Genomic DNA, 16,419 nt, shown 5'->3' on the forward strand with positions numbered 1-16,419 from the left:
TCTAAATTTGAAACCAGGCGTGGTCTCCAATTTGGGCTCAAACCGGAACTTCTCTGAGCCGTCCACGAAGGTCTGCAATGGGCCGTTCGCGACATGTTGGCGCGTCCTGGGGGCCGACTTTGCAAAGGTCAATAACTGCGCATAGCCGCCAACGGTGCTGACTGCAGCGAAAGCCCGCAACCGCCTTTCCTCCGATCTCACGTCAGCCGATACCTAGACCGTGCCTTCCCAATCCGATCCCCGACCGGAACCGGATGCTCTTTTGCCAGCCGCATGAGCGCTTCCGGATGGGTTTCCATGAAGTCGTCGAAACCGTCGCTTGATACGTCAGAAATCGCCGCGCGGGTGATGAAAAGCCCAACTAGCTGCGCATCCAGTTCCCGCATTTTTGCATTGCGATTGGCCTCAATCACGTCGCTGGGCAAAACACCGGCGCAGTTTTGCAAAAGATCACTGCCAATTACGGCTTCAAACTGCTGCCAGAGTCCATGAACGGGCCAGCGGGCGCGATTGCGGTCTGTTGTGGGGATTGTGTAGCGGATACGGCCTAGCGCGTCTGTGAAAGCGTCTCCGATGACGTCGCGCACATCCTGCCAGTTGCGCATTTCAAACCGGTTGCGAAGCTGCTTGGAACCAAGACGCATCTCAAATCGCCAGACTTGGCTTCGGTCACGGTCGCGCAGATCAAGCGGTGGTTTTCCTTTTGCGACGAGGGCGGCATTCCAGATTGTCAGCCACCCCATTTTGTTTGTTTGGATCACTTCGGCCCGCTTGTCATAAATCCCCAACTGCCGGTTGCCGAGCGCCCCTGCGCGTAGACCATTCACGCGCGCGCCGATGGCATTGGTCGTGGTTTCATCAACGCCAGCATATTCGGTGACATTGGTGCCTGGTGGCACCACCAATGCGTCGCGATCAGGCTCAAACCAAGGGGCTAGAAAATCTACCGCGAAATCTGCCCGCGCGATCCGTAGTTGGGTTTCAGCGTAGTTTATCCCGAAGGCGTCCATGCAGTCTCTGAAATGCCGCTCAGCACCTTCAAGGCCACCGGTCGCAAGTCCGAAAGCCCGGAAATCAACAGTGATGCCGGGGTTGTTGGCAATGCGGTCTTCTGGGTCCTGAAACAGCCAATATGCGCCATGATCACCGGTATGGGCAGTAAAACCCCGCGCGCCTTTGTTGGTGACGCTCAAAGTGACAGATCCAAAATCAACCAGGCAATCGCTGTAGGTTTGTTTTGCGTGTTCCTTGGCAGAGGCCAGTTTAGCACGAAGCTCTGGCGGAATGTCAGTTTGCAGGGTGAACTTCAGCCCGTCAAAGCCACTATGCAGGATCTCCACGTTCATATGCGCTGACCTTCGCTTTCGTATTCGTGGAGGGGGGTGTTACAAGACCCCCCTTAATTGCGCCGTTATGGCGATGCGAATTTTGGAGTGTTTGATTGGGTGTTGCCCGCCGTAAGTGGTGCCTCCGGCGGGGCAGCTTGTGTTTTGGGGCCGGGCTGGTGCCCGGCTCGGTTGTTATTGCTGGGTGCTAAGCTGTCGGCTGATCCAGATTTCAGCACGTTCGGCACACTTGGCGATGTTCAGAAGGTCAGAATGGAAAAAACCAGATGAGTTTTTCCAATCGCCATCGCCGGTTTTGTAGGAACGGGTGATGTCGACCGAGTAAGACCCTTCATTTTTCCAGATGGTTGCGGTTGTCAGGCCCAGCTTGATTTTATGGGCGGGAAGGTTGGACATGGTATGTCTCCAAAATTGATCGTTAGGTTGAATTTGAATGTGGGAAAGGCGCGGAATACCATTTGATCCCGCGCCTTCGTGAAGCCATCCGGCCCCAAAATCCCGTACGGTGCTGCCAAGCCCGCACGGGCAAAACTCAAAGTAGTTGCGAGGTGTTGGCCACGCGGCGCTGGTCGATCCATGCCATTACGTCGCCATAGGCATAACGAATGGAGCGGGACGAGACGCGAATGAACTTCGGTCCTCCGCCGCGATGACGCCAGTTCTGCAAGGCGCGCACCGAGTAGCAAATCAGGCTCGCCGCTTCTTTTTCGTCCATCAAACGGTTATGGTCGATGATCGGATCATTGTTCAGTTTAATCATGGGTTTATCCCCCGTTGCTGTGTCTGCAATTTGCGCCAGACTTCATGTGACAAAGGGTAAAGCAGCGGGGATGATGCAAATAGTCTGCACGGTTTTCTTTAATCACAACGCATGAATGTAATGATTTATACCGTTGATTTAATTGAGTAAAAAAATACATGCTGGATAATCATCACGCGCGATGTGATGATTTAGTTACCTGCGACCGGCTTTTGTCCAGCTTTCCGGCACTGTGTTGGCCCAGACGTGATCGAACTTTCGATTGGTTAGGTCTGGATATTTCTTCATCGCTTCCCTTTTGAGAGCGGTTTTGGTTTTTTCGCGGGGTTGCAGATCTCGAACCTGTTCTTCCAGCCGCCGCCGCAAGAGTTCGGAGGTGGTCAAGACCGCGTTTCCATCCTCTTGGAGTTCGAACATGCGGCCTAGCCAATCATCAAGCTGCGCGCGATCTATGAAGGCTGGATGCGAACCTGCGGGAGCCTTGTCGGCGGGCAGGGTGACTTGCGACAAGATGTAATTGATCGTTAGCCCATCTTCTCGAACGCAATCATTCCATGGCACCAAACAGTTTCGACCAAATTGAACCATCAGCTCACCCGAGCAAAAAGCCGCGTTCAAGTGCCTCTCGGCAGCAGCTCGGCGGGCGAACCGTTCGCCATCTTCAATTTCGCCCTGGTTCGGGTTGGGTAGTGAGATAATTACCTCTCTATGGCCGGCTTGCTCCTGATAGAGCTTTGACAAGAGTGATGAGAAAATATCTCGTTCCACCATGGTTCGGCTGACATCAAATTCCGTTTTGATCTGGAGGATTTTTTTGAGCACGTTCGCCAAATTGGCTTCTGCCTCCTGGCGCTGCCGCTGGACATCAACAAGGTCAGTCGGGGCAGGCTTGGCCCAGGCTTCGTCACCCTGCCAATCCTTTGGAAACTGTGCGCGACCTACTTCATCAAATGCGTGCAGTAATGAATATTTTGACCGCAGATCAAGCCGTAGATTTACCATATATTTCCTCGGGTCATCCGTTATTTAGCAGCTGCACTGTTGCGCCCTATTGTTAAGGATGCAAGCAGATCACGGACCAATGCGTATGGTCTACGAGTGGCCCTATTAGACGGTTGAACGGTTGGATCGAACGGTTCTGCTACGGGCTGGCGCAACCGTTCAGCCCTTAAGAAACAACCCTCAACTTGTGCCTTGCCGTTGTCTGAGCCTGCAATGCCCCCGCCAATCGGCTGGCAACGGAGCCAGCGGCCCTTTGCACGGCATCATCCGCCAAATGCGCGTATCGCAACGTCGTGCTCAGGTTCTTGTGGCCCATGATTTCCTTGAGCATGAACGGATCAATACCGTTTGTAACCGCAACGGATGCATAGGTATGTCTCAGGTCATGCAACCGAACATCTTCGAGACCTGCGCGCTTGCGAATGCGCCGCCACGGTTTTTCGAGGTCGGTTCGGTGACCGTCCTCAGTGTTCCCCAAGATGACATAGGGGTTTCCCTGCAAGCGTGGCAGACCCATCAGAATGTCATGGGCCTCGCGGGGCAGGGGGATGTGCCGCCGTCCCGTCTTGCTGTCGGGCAATTCCAAGTGGCTATACGTCACGTAGTCCCATTTAAGGGTGGTGATTTCGCTCATGCGACAGCCGGTCAACATCAAAAGCATGATTGCAGACACGATATGTACTGTTTCAGTCTCATCTTCGAGCGAACGCATCAGGACTTGCCCAAGGCGTGATTGTTCTTCGTCACGAAGATAGCGCTTCTTTTCCTCTTCGCGGTTTTTCTTAATCCGGCGGGCAGGGTTGGTGCCTTCTGTGCGCAGGCCCCAATCTTCGGCGGTGTTAAACATCTTGGAAATCAGCCCCAAAACGCGGTTTGCCTGATAGGGGGTCTTTTCACTGATTTTGAGGTGCAGTGCAGCCACGTCTGCGCGACTGACGTCGTTGATCAGCATTGGCCCCAAGGCAGGAATTACGAAACGACGAGAACTGCTGGCATAGTCACGCACGGTCGAAGGTTTACAATGCCGCTCTGCATATTCGCTGAGGAACCTGCCACATAGCGCGGCAACCGTTGGGGCCTGCCTGTGGGCCTGTCGCGTGCCGGAGGGGTCTTCCCCTTTGGCGACGTCCCCCAACAGCTTCTTAGCCTGAGTTCGGGCCTCTTCTGCGGTCAAGACTGGACCTGTCACGGTATTGTTCCGCCCCTTTGAGAGCATATTCTGCCCCAAAGGAGATACACCATGGCACCACGACCATCCGAAGAATTCAAACGCGACGCAGTGCGGATCGCACTGACCAGCGGGCTGACCCGCCGACAGGTGTCCTCCGATCTTGGGGTTGGTATGTCCACCCTGTGCAAGTGGATCAGAACCTATCGTGACGCGGACGTTGTTTCGAAAGAGGATCAGGAACTGGCCAATGAGAACGAGCGCCTTCGCCGGGAAAACCGCCTTCTACGTGAGGAGAGGGAGCTGCTAAAAAAAGCAACAATCTTCTTTGCGGACCAAAGCAAATGAGGTTTTCATTTGTTGAAAAGCACCGCAATAGCATTCCCACAGAGCGACTTTGCCGGATTGTGGATGTCACCCCACGTGGCTACCGAGCCTGGCGCAAACGCCCTGCCTGCCAGCGTCAACGTGGGGATATGGTTCTGTTGGCCCACATCCGGGAGCAGCACCGCCTGAGTTTGCAGAGCTACGGCCGACCGAGAATGGTCGAAGAACTGAAAGAGCTTGGTCTGGATATTGGTCACCGCCGTGTCGGCCGATTGATGCGCCAGAACGGCATATCTGTTGTCAGAACCCGTAAGTACAAGGCCACAACGGACAGCAATCACAAGTTCAACATCACGCCAAACCTGCTGAACCGGAACTTCTCAGCAGATCGACCCAATCAAAAATGGGTTGTTGATATCAGCTACATCTGGACCCGCGAGGGCTGGCTCTATCTGGCCGTGGTTCTGGACCTGTACTCCAGGCGCGTGGTCGGTTGGGCTGTCAGCAACCGGATGAAGCGCGATCTGGCCATACGGGCGCTGAACATGGCCATAGCCCTGCGCAGGCCGCCCAAAGGATGCATCCATCATTCTGATAGGGGCAGCCATACCGGCGCAGGATTACCAGAAAATCCTGCGCCGGTATGGCTTCAAGGTATCCATGAGCGGCAAGGGTAATTGCTATGATAACGCCGCAATGGAAACCTTCTTCAAAACCATCAAAGCGGAATTGATCTGGCGGCACTCTTGGCAAACCCGCAGGGCTGCTGAGATCGCCATCTTCGAGTACATTAATGGGTTCTATAATCCCCGCCGGAGACACTCGGCATTAGGCTGGAAAAGTCCCTTGGCTTTTGAAAAGATCGCCGCCTAAATGAGCACAAGGGGCGGAACGAAAGCGGGACAGGTCCAATGCGCTTATGGAGTCCATTGCCTTCGTTTATGCGTTTGCAAGTGCAATGACTAAAATAACCGATATGAGTATTGCTAGCGCCCAGCGGTTCTGCTCATTCCAGCGGTTCTTTTCCTTTCTTACTTGGTCTTTTGTAAGGAGCTGGCCGGTGTCAGGGTCGCGGTACCCTTCCTCGTTCCAGTCTCCGTCTTTGGTATAGTCGTGTGGTGGTGGTGGTGATTTTTCAGGGGTCATGTATCCGAGTATAGCAATCGGGAAACACACGATTGCCCAGAATAGTATCCATCCGCGGCTCATCTTTTGCTCCAATGCTGCTTATTCATACTCGTATGTCAGTAGATATGCTGCTCTGCGCATCAATGCTATACTTGCAGTTGCGTAGCAGCTACATTTGTCGTCGAGCAGTAGAGGCGACAGTAGATGACCGACGATACCGGACCTTCGCTGCGGTCAACTCCAACGGCATGTGTGGATAGCGCCGTTTGCAAAATCTGGACTACCGAGTGTCCTGATAGGGCGCGGGCGGTTCACAGAACCGAAAGACGGGCTGCATTCTCAACAGCCCAAAAACTCCGACATATTTCCGCTCGCCCAGGGGGCGGCCATATCTGGGGCGCCCATTAGAAGCTGAACAATAATGCAGTTATAAGGGCCAAGCGCCCCTGTCCGCGATCACTTCGAGAGGATGGCCGGAACAAGCCCTTTTCCCATTTTCTAACTGCAATGTTTCTGCACCGAAGGTTGGCACCGGTCGTTAGTCATTGACCTCACGACCGGCCAATGCGCATTGATACTAAACATTCACTCGTCACTATCCGCCTGCATCTCAAGTTCCTTTCGTTCGAATTTGAAAATCAGGCTGCATATTGTATAAAATCAATGGATCGCACCGAACGAAATTTTAATTAGCGAATTGTATCAGTAAAATCCTCAACAATCAGTCGGGTATTTTATTACTTCAAATCCGCTATCTTCGAGGTGCTTTATTAGTTCTTTAAATAGGTCTTCATCAAGCCTGTCCAGAATTTTGGACATCACCTCTTCATCACGAAACCCTCGGGTAGGTTCGCGAATTTTTGGTTTTTTGAACCTTGCCCTTTTCAGGGTGATGGAATGCCACGGCCCCATGTGTTCTGGTAATGTCAACGCTGATCGATCAGAACATATTCCAACTCTGTTAGCTGAGTTCGCGAAAATGTGAGTCGGCATGAGGTTTTTCCTTAATTTGATTTGAGCATTCCATTTAATTGCCTTCCGACCATAAGAAAAAGAAATCCAGCCAACATGGCTGAAAATCTCAAAATTATGGTTAGAGAAATATTTATTGCTCAGTCAGCATATTTAGCTGACATGACCTCAAAGTAATTTTCTTATTGGTGGGCAGTGCCATTCGAGGCTGCCAGAGGGAAAATGGTTTGACATCCATCTAAACATTTTAAGCCTAGCCCCTGCCAATCTGCATGTTGTGGTTACGCAACTTGGTCCAAAACCTGTGAATCTCTTTAGCGAGATCGCTGTAATAGTGATCCAAGTGCATCAAGGTGAGTGTGCTGTCATTTATAAGCCTCGCCTCAATTTCTGTTGGACTAGATGGCGGCGGCTTTGTTTCAATTTGGGAAAGCAATTCTTCACAAACAAAAATTGCCATAAAACTCAGCAAATGCCTTGTGGGCGGTCGCTCCTGGCTAGTCGCAACTGTGAGATATAGGTGGACTGCCAGAATATCTAGAGCTGAGTGAAGCATAGACTCATCGTTACCTCGGTAACGTGCAATATGGATATTGTCACTGAGTAGAACGCTCAGGTCCCTCTTGTTTATACTCAATAATCCCCGCACCTCAGAGAGTGCATAGACATTTTGCGATATTGAGCCAGATTGGAGCGTTTCCAGCATCTCGTTCACCTTTAAATTGAATCAGTTGCGTTGGTGAACATAATGTGAACAAGGATGATTAACGGAAAGTTAAAGTCCGACATGGTGTTCGCGCTTTGAACACATTTTGACAATGTTTTTACGAAGAAATAGTGGATGACCTTTTGAACTCAAAAGTCCCTTGTGACCTAGAAGCGAGGACACTTGGATGCTGACAGGCCGGACATATTTACTTCATCGACGACCGTTCATTGTGCCAATCTGAGGAAAGCAAGTGCATCCAAGAGATCGGCCTTGGTTTCACAACCACTCACTTGGATTGGCTTGGGCTGGTGGTGAATTGTTCGCAGATCCGCCTAAATGTAATTCATTTGCGTTAAAAATGCCTAAAAAGCAAATAGAGAAGTGCCTCACTTTAGCAACTCAGATGAGAGGTTTGTTTTCTGCTCCAATTTTTGGTGAATTACAGAGCTAGCAACCTCCTAACTTACTGACAAGAAAGGTCGACAAATGCAGCGCCCTGGGGTCACTTTCATATTATCGACATGCGGGAATGGCGAAACAATACTGTTTTCGATCAGGAAATAGTATCCCCTCAAACCGAAAATTGAGGGTCGCCCTCGAGGTAATGACGCCCAAAACACGCCAACACTGAGGCGTGTAAAATTTTATTGTTTCCGTTTTATTATCAATAACACTTCAACACTCCCTCCTACAAACTGTGGGGGTTGAAAATGGTTGCGTTAGAAATAAGTTCCGAAATCGGAAACCCGATGTCACAAGCTCTATTTGGGGGGAACTTTCTGTTTACCCGTGATCAGCTAGGTGATGAAGGTACTTATGACGAGCTTTCAGCTGCTTTAGGTACTGAAAACATCAGATACCCTGGGGGGTCCATTACTGAACGATTGTTTGATGTTTCTGATCCGGATCGAAGCATAGCTTTTGACGATCACGCAGGCGCGAATGTTGAAATTGTCCCGCTTTCTGAATTTATGGCGTTTGCGGAACAAGAGGCTCATTCAGTGACAATTGTGTTGCCTACGAGGTCTTATTTCTCCGATGAAACGGACATGAATGACAATCGTTTCGTGGAGTTTGATGAGCAGGTTCTTTCTCAGTTCGCTATAGATGTCGCATCTGGTGTCTATGGCAACGTCCAGATTGATGCCTTCGAAATCGGTAATGAGTATTGGGGATCAGGTGAGATGTCGTCCGTCGAATACGGGCGTGTCTCCAGCAGGATGGTGGAGGTATTGGATGCTGCATTAGATTCTGTTTCTAATGATACCTTTCCTTCTAATGCAATTGACATTGTCGTTCAATCAGGAACAAATTTTTCTTACTCTCAACTGGACGACCAGTATTCTTACATTTCCGATCCTGATGAAATTTTGGAAGCTCTTGCGGAAGATTACGGCTTAGATCTTGAAGCAGACTTTAAATTTGGTTCGGGCGCTCTAAATTGGACAGCGATTAACAATGAACTGATTATGAGAGAGTTCGATACCCCTGAGGAGATAGGCGGTTTAGATGCTGTTGCGGCACATGTTTACTCACGAGAGCCAGAAGTCCCAGGAACTCGTGATTTTTTTCTAAAGGAGATAGATAACTCCTGGCTTGAAAAATTTCCAGATTTAGAAACCTATATCACTGAGTGGAATCTAAAGTCAGGGGTCGGAGCATTAGACAGTGGCGATTACGGGCTTAAACAAGCCCATGAGATGCTGAATATCCTCGAAGCATTTTCAGACCATGGCGTAGACGCGGCTCACGTCTGGCCCCTGTCTCAAAATACGAGCAACGCTTTAAGCCGAGGATTTGAGTATGATGAGCTTTCGCCTCCAGGAGAAATGTTCCGCCTAATGGAAGAGGAGCTTACTGGAACTAGGCCGCTTGATCTCATCGGGTCGGAAGGAAGAGAGACAGAAATAACAGTCTCTGATATTGATGTGCATACCTTCGCCAACCCTGAAAAGTTTGTCATGTATTTGGCTTCCACATCAGACGAAGTGACCAGCACTACTATCGACCTGCGTAACTTGCTGAACGAGGATGATTCCGCCTACGTGACATACCTAGGTGTTCAGCCAGGCGACGCACCTGGAGGCGTTACGTCAGGCGCCCTCGTCGAAGAGCCCTCGGCGAAAGAAGTACAGCAGGAAATCTTTGTTGACGGAATGGTGCAAGTCGATCTTGATGCGTATGAAATTATGCAAGTGGTAATAACTTCCCCGACTTGGACCGAGGACATGGAAAACTACTGGTCCAACGTTGAAGGTAACGACCCGGATCCAGATGACGAACCAGTAATTCCAGAAACGGATCCACCAATCGAAGATCCAGAAAACCCCGAAGTCGATTCTGATGACGGCGGTGATGATAGTTCAGGAATATCTGGGATACTGTTGGCCTTTTTACCATTGCTAGCCCTGCTCGGGATGGGTTGAGTATGGCTGATTTTATTGCACAGGCAGGCCCAATTCCGAACTTATCAAGCGTTCTCATGTTGGTATGGACGCCTAAAATCTTGGGATTAGCGCTCGCAGCGTTCCGAAAGAATATCACTTCAATTTTTAGCCGGAGGTAATGCTATGGGAGCTCTAATGTTGATGGGTGTAGCAATGCTTGCTTCCCTAGCTATTGGTAGTCTCTTTGGGGATGATGAAATGCCTGAGGATGTCTTAGATGAAGAAGACAACAATGGACCAGATTTAGTGACTGGAATATTTGGGGGCGACGACGAGGGAGATCAGGAAGGCCCTACTGATGGTGGATCTGCACCGGCCTTTCCTGGCATCGTCTTTTCAGATCTTGATGAAGCTCATTGGGACACTGAAAACTTCCAGTCTCTTTCTCCAGAGGAACTCATGGGTAATTCTATTAACACGGCTCAGGCGGTTTACGTTGCCGATACTGAACTTGCCGAAAATGTTGATGTCTCCGCATGGACGCACGCCATTGTTTATTCGGGTGAGGGCGATACAGTGATTGGTGGCGATGACCACCCAGAGGGCGATCAGTTTGCCGTGATCTCTGGCGGAGGTTCTGTTGTAGAAGGCGGAGACGGTGATGGGATATTTGTAGCCCTGAATGATGGGAATTTGATTCGGGCTGGAGGGGGGGATGATCTCCTGGTTTCTGATAGTGGAGCGGCGTATCTTGATGGAGGTGAAGGTAACGATACAATTTTTGCCTACAACGGTGACTGGGTCACCCCCTCGGCAACTAGTCGATTTGAGGACTATTCTGATACTAGTATAGACACGATTTCAGGTGGAGCAGGAGATGATGTTATCGTTGCGTCGAGCGGGGACATTGTTAACTCTGGAACCGGCTCTGATGAAATTTTCCTCTTCGGGTATCACAATTCAGTTCAGGATTTTGAAGTCGGAAGTGACAGCATAATCTCGTTTCTTCCGGAGGAACCAAGTGTGGAGGGGGCTGTGGCGCCCATTCAAAATGAACTGTTCGAACTGATTCACGACGGTACTTCGCTTCAAATCCAGTACGATGGAGAGAATGTTCTTTCCCTTCCAAACACCAGCGATCTCAATATTGCGTTTTCCAACCAGAGCAACCTAGAAAACCTAACCTTTATCTTGCGTGGGGATAGTGCTTACGATGGAGCTGATGTTGTTTTCATGCACTACCCGACTGTTGAATCGTAGAGCATAAAACTAGTCTTGAGAACCAATTTTGAGAATCAATGTCGTAGAGGGGCTGGGAGCTGCCGTTAGACGTGTTTGGCGCCAATGACCGCAGTGGGCTGTTACACACCTTTCTCTCACAATGTTCCCGATCTTCTGTCCGCCCTGGCCCGACATGCCGTGCATCGGTAATCCCCCCCGAAACTAAGGGGATGTGGAAGTAGAATTTTCTCGGCAGAATGCATGAGGAGATTTTGATGAAGATGACGAGATATAGCGAACCCCAAATTCTTGCGATCCTACGCCAAGCCGAAGGCGGTGTGCCTGTAACGGAGCTGTGCCGCGAGCACGGGATGAGCAACGCGTCGTTCTACAAATGGCGATCAAAATACGGTGGTATGGACGCGTCGATGATCAGCCAAATGAAGGCGCTTGAAGACGAGAACCGGCGGCTGAAAAAGATGTATGCCGAGATGAGCATGCAAGCAGAATTACTGAAGGAAGCCCTGGGAAAAAAGTGATCCGGCCAGCCTTACGACGGGGTCTGGCCGAGAAAGCGGTGGCGCGCCACGGTATCAGCATTGCGCTGGCCTGCCGCACGTTTGATGTCAGTGAGACGTGCTATCGTTACAGCCCGCTCTTGAGCGATGAGAACGAAGAGATTGCCGATCTGCTGGTTGGGCTGACGGCCGCACGGAAGACTTGGGGGTTTGGGCTATGTTTCCTGCATCTACGTAACGTGCAAGGTCATTCGTGGAACGGCTTTGTTGCACAACTCAGTTTAGGGATTCATGTTGTGAATCCAGCATGGTAGCTGGTTGCCATGAGCAGCTGGGCACCGACGAGATACAAGACCAAGAACTGGTCGCACTATAACCTTTCCTTGAAGCGACGCGGTTCGCTATCGATCTGGTTTGACGCTGGAATGGATTGGGAGGCCAAGCCTTCAGGCAAGCCGGGGCGGCAGCAAGCCTATAGCGACGCTGCGATCCAAGCTTGTTTAACGCTGAAAGTGCTGTTCGGGCTGCCCTTGAGGCAGGCAACTGGGTTTGTTGAAAGCTTGCTGAAGCTGATTGATCTCGACTGGGAGGTGCCGGATTTCAGTACGCTTAGCAGGCGGCAAAAAGCCCTGTCAGTTACCATTCCTTACCGGGGTTCAGCAGGGCCGCTGCACCTTCTTGTGGACAGCACCGGCATCAAAGCCGAGGGAGAAGGTGAGTGGAATGCGCGCAAACATGGTGGCACGAAGCGCCGTATCTGGCGCAAGATCCACATTGGGATTGACGACAATACCATGGAAATACGTGCAATCGAAGTGACCAGCAACGGCGTCGGTGACGCACCCATTCTACCCGAACTCCTCGATCAGATCCCGCCAGGTCAGGAGATCGGCAGCGTCACAGCAGACGGGGCATATGATACGCGCAAATGCCACGACGCAATTGCTGCTCGCAATGCCCATGCTGTGATCCCACCGCGCAAGAATGCCAAGTTATGGAAGTCCGACACGCCTGGGGCACAAGCACGAAACGAAGCGGTCCGGTGCTCAAAGTATTTGGGTCGCGCGTTGTGGAGGCAACTGGCCGGATACCACCGCCGTAGCCGCGTCGAAACGAAGATGCATTGTATGAAACTTTTAGGTCAGCGCCTCTCCGCAAGAGACTTCGAGCGCCAGGTTGCTGAGATCCAAATCCGCGCCGCGATCCTCAATGGCTTCACAGCTCTTGGCATACCCCAGACAGAGGCCGTAGGATAAGTCCGCCTGGCGTAAGGGGAAGTCCGACCTCAGGCTGAGTTGTGCAACAGAGCCGTCCAGAGTGTCGGTGTTGTATTCGATGCGGACCATATTTTACTTTTGCTTTTGTTGTGGACATCAGGTCGCCAGACTTTTTGGCCGAAGCAGCCGGTTCGTCCCATTTGTAACCGATACGACTATCACCGCAAATTGTTACTAGTGCGCTGTATCACCTAAAACGCCGGGTAGAGTTGTTTTAGCCTTGTTTGGGCATTGTCTGTTGTGAAGGGCGTTGTTGCAGAACTGACGCCTGAGGCGTGATTTCCCCTTTCCCCATTGAGTTCAATCCACGCGAACGATCTCGGCCGTGCCGAGGGCCGAGAAGCGGTTCATCAGTGCGATGCGGATGTGGATTTCGGCGGTTTGTCGGTCGGGGTCTCGCGCCATGATACGTTCGCCGAATGCTTTGAGGCATCGCATCTTGGCTTCGACGCGACTTCGGGTGTGATAGCCGCTCCATCGTTTCCAAAATGCTCGTCCGAAGTGCCTTGACGCGCGGAGGATTTCATTGCGTGCTTTGGCGGTCGGGCCGTCCTCTTTCGGTGATGGACGAAGTCGTACGACCAGACATGATTGCGATATTCGGGACGCAGCCGGACACATGATCCGTCGTTCAGCCACAGTCGCCCCTTTTTGGGTTGCTTCATGGGCACTTTCAGCCCCTCACGTTTCCACAAACGCTCGACACGTTTGTCATTCACCTGCCAGCCCGCGTCCCTCAGCAAAGCAGCCACCCGGCGATAGCCATATCGACCGCACTGACGCGTCAGTTCGATCATGTCTGCGACGACCATCCGCGCTGTGCGTCACCAAACCCCAAACACCACAATCGAAGTGCTGACCCCCGACTTTCTCGGCAAGGGAGAGGCGGGCCAGCTGGTGTTTGAGGCGGCGCCTGACGTGTTCAATCACAACCTTGAAACCGTACCGCGGCTCTATCCGCGGGTGCGCCCCGGGGCGCGGTATTACAGTTCGCTGAGACTGCTGGATGACGCCAAACGGGCGCAGCCGCAGATATTCACCAAATCCGGCCTGATGGTTGGACTTGGCGAAACACTTGACGAAATCCGTCAGGTGATGGACGATCTACGGGCCGCAAATGTCGATTTCCTGACCGTGGGCCAATATTTACAGCCCACCGCTAAACACCACCCGATTGACCGGTTCTGGTCACCGGAAGAATTCGCCCAGCTGGAGCAGATTGCCCGCGCCAAAGGGTTCTTGGGCGTGTCAGCCACACCGCTGACCGATCCTCGTTCCACGCTGACGAAGATTTCGCCGCTCTCAAAAAAGCACGCCAACACATGTTGGCAGTGTGAGCAAATAGTACAACGCAAAGGGAGGAATACCATGGAAGCGTTAACTTCAATAGTCGGAGCCATCAACGGCATAGTCTGGGGACCACTAATGTTGGTTCTCATTCTGGGCGTCGGCTTTTTCCTGATGGCCGGTCTGAAATTCATGCCGATCCTGAAACTGGGCACCGGCTTTAGGCTGCTGTTCAAAGGCCGCGAAACACAGGGGGAAGGGCAAATCAGCCCCTTCAACGCCCTGATGACCTCGCTTTCGGCCACCATCGGTACCGGCAATATCGCCGGTGTCGCCACCGCCGTCTATCTGGGCGGTCCGGGTGCGCTGTTCTGGATGTGGATGACTGCACTTGTTGGCATGGCCACCAAATATGCCGAAGCGGTGCTGGCGGTGAAATACCGTGAACAGGACGAGCTGGGCAACTTTGTTGGCGGCCCGATGTATTACATCAAAAACGGTCTTGGCGCCAAATGGGCCTGGCTTGGCGGTGCATTTGCACTGTTTGGTGCCATTGCAGCCTTTGGCATCGGCAACGGTGTGCAGGCCAATGGTGTTGCCTCGGTTCTGGAATCGAACTTCGGCGTCAATACCTCGGTCACCGGCGTTATTCTGATGGTACTGACCGCTGCCGTTATCCTTGGCGGTATCACCCGCATTGGTGCGGTTGCCGGTAAACTGGTGCCCTTCATGGCCGTCAGCTACATCATTGCCGGCTTGTTGGTTCTATTGATCAACATTGATGGTATCGGCAATGCGCTGAACCTGGTCTTCACCCATGCCTTCACGCCTTCGGCTGCCGAAGGTGGCTTTGCTGGTGCGGCGGTCTGGATGGCGATCCGCTTTGGTGTTGCCCGTGGCGTGTTCTCCAACGAAGCTGGTCTTGGCTCGGCGCCAATCGCCCATGCTGCTGCCTCCACTGCTGGTCCAGTAAACCAGGGTTTGGTTGCGATGCTGGGTACCTTCATTGACACCATCATTGTTTGCACAATCACCGGTCTCGCAATCATCGCGTCCGGTGCCTGGACCTCGGGTGAATCCGGAGCGGCGCTCACCTCGCTGGCTTTTGAAACCTCGCTGCCCGGCATCGGTGGCGCCCTGATCGCGGTAGCCCTGTCGATCTTTGCCTTCACCACCATCCTTGGCTGGTCCTTCTATGGCGAAAAATGTGTCGGTTTCTTCTTTGGCCCAAAGGCGCTGATGCCCTACCGTGTGATGTGGATTGTGATGATCTACTTTGGTGCGACTGCTGACCTCGGCTTTATCTGGCTGCTGGCCGATACGCTGAACGCCATGATGGCCATTCCGAACCTGATCGCGCTGGCCCTGCTAAGCCCGGTCGTCTTCAAGCTCACCCGCGAATTCTTCGCCTCCGGTGGCGCTACCGAAGGCCCCGGGACGCAGACCAAATAAGCGACCCCTACAAAACTCCGAAGGGCTGGCCAGCTGGCCCCTCGGATCCCCAATTTAAGATAACCTCTTAAGGAGATGACAGATGGCCACCAAAATCCTGCTGACGATTGATCACACCGATGACACTTCGTGGAAAAAAGCACTGCCGATTGCACTGGAACAGGCCAAATTCTACGGCGCCGAACTGCACACTGTCGAGGTCATCCCCGAAATCATCCAATTGCCAAATCTGCCTGCTAACTATGGGGCTGGCGCCAAAGAATTCGTGCGCAAGGCGGTGCAGGCGATCCTCGATCAAGGCAATGCATCAGATGTTCCGGTGCATATCAAAGAAGGCAGCGTCTACCGTGAAATCCTCAAACTCGCCCACAAAGATGGTTTTGACATGATCGTCATCGCCTCCGCCAAGGGTGACTTCCCCAATTACGAAATCGGCCCTAACCTGGCCCGTGTGGTGCGCAATGCCCATTGCACCGTCATGGTTATCCGCGACTGATCCCCTGCCGCCATAACCCTCTGAAAGAAGGCAGGGCGCGCTATACCTTCTTCACCAATGACGATGGCGGCATCATGGATGACCTGATCGTCGCCAATGCTGGCGATCACCTGTTTGTGGTGGTCAACGCCTCGATGCGCGATCAGGACATCCCGCATATGGCCAGCCATCTGGACGGCATCGAGGTCACCGAGATTTTTAGTCGGGCGCTGATCGCGATGCAGAAACGCCGCCGCGAGGAGGGCGGCTTCCCCGGCGCCGCCCGCATCCAGCGCGACCTGGCGCAGGGCTGGTAGGGGATCAGCAAGAGAAGACTGACATTCCAGCGGCGCGTTGGGCCAACCAACGGTTGCGGCGTCGCGACGGTCG

14 protein-coding genes and 5 pseudogenes are annotated in these 16,419 nt (G+C 52.4%); 9 read left to right on the forward strand and 10 right to left on the reverse strand.

What is annotated here, in order from left to right; translation table 11 throughout:
• Window positions 1–197: 197 nt before the first annotated feature.
• The 5 genes from QPJ95_RS17300 to QPJ95_RS17320 all read right to left on the reverse strand — a co-directional run bounded on the left by QPJ95_RS17300 (window position 198) and on the right by QPJ95_RS17320 (window position 4,297).
• Complete coding sequence (locus QPJ95_RS17300) at window positions 198–1,346, reverse strand: hypothetical protein (RefSeq protein ID WP_286018153.1); 1,149 nt, start codon at window positions 1,344–1,346, stop codon at window positions 198–200.
• A gap of 174 nt (window positions 1,347–1,520) precedes the next feature.
• Window positions 1,521–1,742: a hypothetical protein gene (locus QPJ95_RS17305; RefSeq protein WP_270921302.1), complete on the reverse strand. Its 222-nt coding sequence runs from the start codon at window positions 1,740–1,742 to the stop codon at window positions 1,521–1,523.
• A gap of 136 nt (window positions 1,743–1,878) precedes the next feature.
• A complete protein-coding gene (locus tag QPJ95_RS17310; protein ID WP_270921303.1) occupies window positions 1,879–2,106 on the reverse strand; it encodes a helix-turn-helix transcriptional regulator in 228 nt (75 codons plus the stop codon).
• 195 nt (window positions 2,107–2,301) lie between these two features.
• The gene (locus tag QPJ95_RS17315) at window positions 2,302–3,108 is read right to left on the reverse strand and encodes a hypothetical protein (RefSeq protein ID WP_286018154.1); all 807 of its coding nucleotides are present in this window, start codon (window positions 3,106–3,108) and stop codon (window positions 2,302–2,304) included.
• A 166-nt stretch (window positions 3,109–3,274) separates the two neighbouring features.
• Window positions 3,275–4,297, reverse strand: coding sequence for a tyrosine-type recombinase/integrase (locus tag QPJ95_RS17320; RefSeq protein ID WP_286018155.1), 1,023 nt, complete (start codon window positions 4,295–4,297; stop codon window positions 3,275–3,277).
• Between the two features lie 51 nt (window positions 4,298–4,348).
• On the opposite strand from QPJ95_RS17320, the pseudogene QPJ95_RS17325 reads away from it, so the two are divergent.
• A pseudogene (locus tag QPJ95_RS17325) lies at window positions 4,349–5,476 on the forward strand (IS3 family transposase).
• 66 nt (window positions 5,477–5,542) lie between these two features.
• Here the strand turns inward: QPJ95_RS17325 and QPJ95_RS17330 are convergent.
• From QPJ95_RS17330 to QPJ95_RS17340, 3 genes are all read right to left on the reverse strand, one after another.
• Window positions 5,543–5,812 (reverse strand): hypothetical protein, encoded by a 270-nt coding sequence (locus QPJ95_RS17330; protein ID WP_270921179.1) that lies wholly within the window; start codon window positions 5,810–5,812, stop codon window positions 5,543–5,545.
• 633 nt (window positions 5,813–6,445) lie between these two features.
• Complete coding sequence (locus QPJ95_RS17335; RefSeq protein WP_270921178.1) at window positions 6,446–6,724, reverse strand: hypothetical protein; 279 nt, start codon at window positions 6,722–6,724, stop codon at window positions 6,446–6,448.
• Window positions 6,725–6,956: 232 nt separating this feature from the next.
• Window positions 6,957–7,409, reverse strand: coding sequence for a hypothetical protein (locus QPJ95_RS17340; RefSeq protein WP_270921177.1), 453 nt, complete (start codon window positions 7,407–7,409; stop codon window positions 6,957–6,959).
• A gap of 713 nt (window positions 7,410–8,122) precedes the next feature.
• Here QPJ95_RS17340 and QPJ95_RS17345 point away from each other — a divergent pair.
• From QPJ95_RS17345 to QPJ95_RS17360, 4 genes and pseudogenes are all read left to right on the forward strand, one after another.
• Complete coding sequence (locus tag QPJ95_RS17345) at window positions 8,123–9,838, forward strand: type I secretion protein (protein WP_270921176.1); 1,716 nt, start codon at window positions 8,123–8,125, stop codon at window positions 9,836–9,838.
• A 156-nt stretch (window positions 9,839–9,994) separates the two neighbouring features.
• On the forward strand, window positions 9,995–11,059 hold the full coding sequence (locus QPJ95_RS17350; RefSeq protein WP_270921175.1) for a calcium-binding protein: 1,065 nt from the start codon (window positions 9,995–9,997) through the stop codon (window positions 11,057–11,059).
• 236 nt (window positions 11,060–11,295) lie between these two features.
• Window positions 11,296–11,798, forward strand: a pseudogene (locus QPJ95_RS17355) (transposase); the annotation flags it as partial.
• Window positions 11,799–11,861: 63 nt separating this feature from the next.
• Window positions 11,862–12,794, forward strand: coding sequence for an IS5 family transposase (locus tag QPJ95_RS17360; protein WP_286018156.1), 933 nt, complete (start codon window positions 11,862–11,864; stop codon window positions 12,792–12,794).
• A 321-nt stretch (window positions 12,795–13,115) separates the two neighbouring features.
• Here the strand turns inward: QPJ95_RS17360 and QPJ95_RS17365 are convergent.
• Both QPJ95_RS17365 and QPJ95_RS17370 read right to left on the reverse strand, forming a co-directional pair.
• Window positions 13,116–13,373: pseudogene (locus QPJ95_RS17365) on the reverse strand (IS5/IS1182 family transposase); the annotation flags it as partial.
• Window positions 13,358–13,615 (reverse strand): annotated as a pseudogene (locus QPJ95_RS17370) (IS3 family transposase); the annotation flags it as partial. The pseudogenes QPJ95_RS17370 and QPJ95_RS17365, both read right to left, overlap by 16 nt.
• Before the next feature lies 1 nt (window position 13,616).
• On the opposite strand from QPJ95_RS17370, the pseudogene QPJ95_RS17375 reads away from it, so the two are divergent.
• From QPJ95_RS17375 to QPJ95_RS24295, 4 genes and pseudogenes are all read left to right on the forward strand, one after another.
• Window positions 13,617–14,152 (forward strand): annotated as a pseudogene (locus QPJ95_RS17375) (lipoyl synthase); the annotation flags it as partial.
• Between the two features lie 31 nt (window positions 14,153–14,183).
• A complete protein-coding gene (locus QPJ95_RS17380; protein ID WP_270921240.1) occupies window positions 14,184–15,554 on the forward strand; it encodes an alanine/glycine:cation symporter family protein in 1,371 nt (456 codons plus the stop codon).
• Between the two features lie 82 nt (window positions 15,555–15,636).
• A complete protein-coding gene (locus QPJ95_RS17385) occupies window positions 15,637–16,050 on the forward strand; it encodes a universal stress protein (RefSeq protein ID WP_270921239.1) in 414 nt (137 codons plus the stop codon).
• A complete protein-coding gene (locus QPJ95_RS24295) occupies window positions 16,023–16,346 on the forward strand; it encodes an aminomethyltransferase family protein (protein WP_390922424.1) in 324 nt (107 codons plus the stop codon). Before QPJ95_RS17385 ends, QPJ95_RS24295 begins: the two co-directional genes overlap by 28 nt.
• Window positions 16,347–16,419 lie beyond the last annotated feature (73 nt).

The organism is Parasedimentitalea psychrophila, from assembly GCF_030285785.1.
GTDB lineage: Bacteria > Pseudomonadota > Alphaproteobacteria > Rhodobacterales > Rhodobacteraceae > Parasedimentitalea > Parasedimentitalea psychrophila.

Coding starts and splice junctions, on each gene's coding strand:
- QPJ95_RS17335 (WP_270921178.1), bottom strand. CDS start 6,724: ATGCCGACTCACATTTTCGCGAACTCAGCTAACAGAGTTGGAATATGT.
- QPJ95_RS17315 (WP_286018154.1), bottom strand. CDS start 3,108: ATGGTAAATCTACGGCTTGATCTGCGGTCAAAATATTCATTACTGCAC.
- QPJ95_RS17340 (WP_270921177.1), bottom strand. CDS start 7,409: ATGCTGGAAACGCTCCAATCTGGCTCAATATCGCAAAATGTCTATGCA.
- QPJ95_RS17350 (WP_270921175.1), top strand. CDS start 9,995: ATGTTGATGGGTGTAGCAATGCTTGCTTCCCTAGCTATTGGTAGTCTC.
- QPJ95_RS17385 (WP_270921239.1), top strand. CDS start 15,637: ATGGCCACCAAAATCCTGCTGACGATTGATCACACCGATGACACTTCG.
- QPJ95_RS17330 (WP_270921179.1), bottom strand. CDS start 5,812: ATGAGCCGCGGATGGATACTATTCTGGGCAATCGTGTGTTTCCCGATT.
- QPJ95_RS17300 (WP_286018153.1), bottom strand. CDS start 1,346: ATGAACGTGGAGATCCTGCATAGTGGCTTTGACGGGCTGAAGTTCACC.
- QPJ95_RS17345 (WP_270921176.1), top strand. CDS start 8,123: ATGGTTGCGTTAGAAATAAGTTCCGAAATCGGAAACCCGATGTCACAA.
- QPJ95_RS17310 (WP_270921303.1), bottom strand. CDS start 2,106: ATGATTAAACTGAACAATGATCCGATCATCGACCATAACCGTTTGATG.
- QPJ95_RS17360 (WP_286018156.1), top strand. CDS start 11,862: ATGAGCAGCTGGGCACCGACGAGATACAAGACCAAGAACTGGTCGCAC.
- QPJ95_RS17305 (WP_270921302.1), bottom strand. CDS start 1,742: ATGTCCAACCTTCCCGCCCATAAAATCAAGCTGGGCCTGACAACCGCA.
- QPJ95_RS17380 (WP_270921240.1), top strand. CDS start 14,184: ATGGAAGCGTTAACTTCAATAGTCGGAGCCATCAACGGCATAGTCTGG.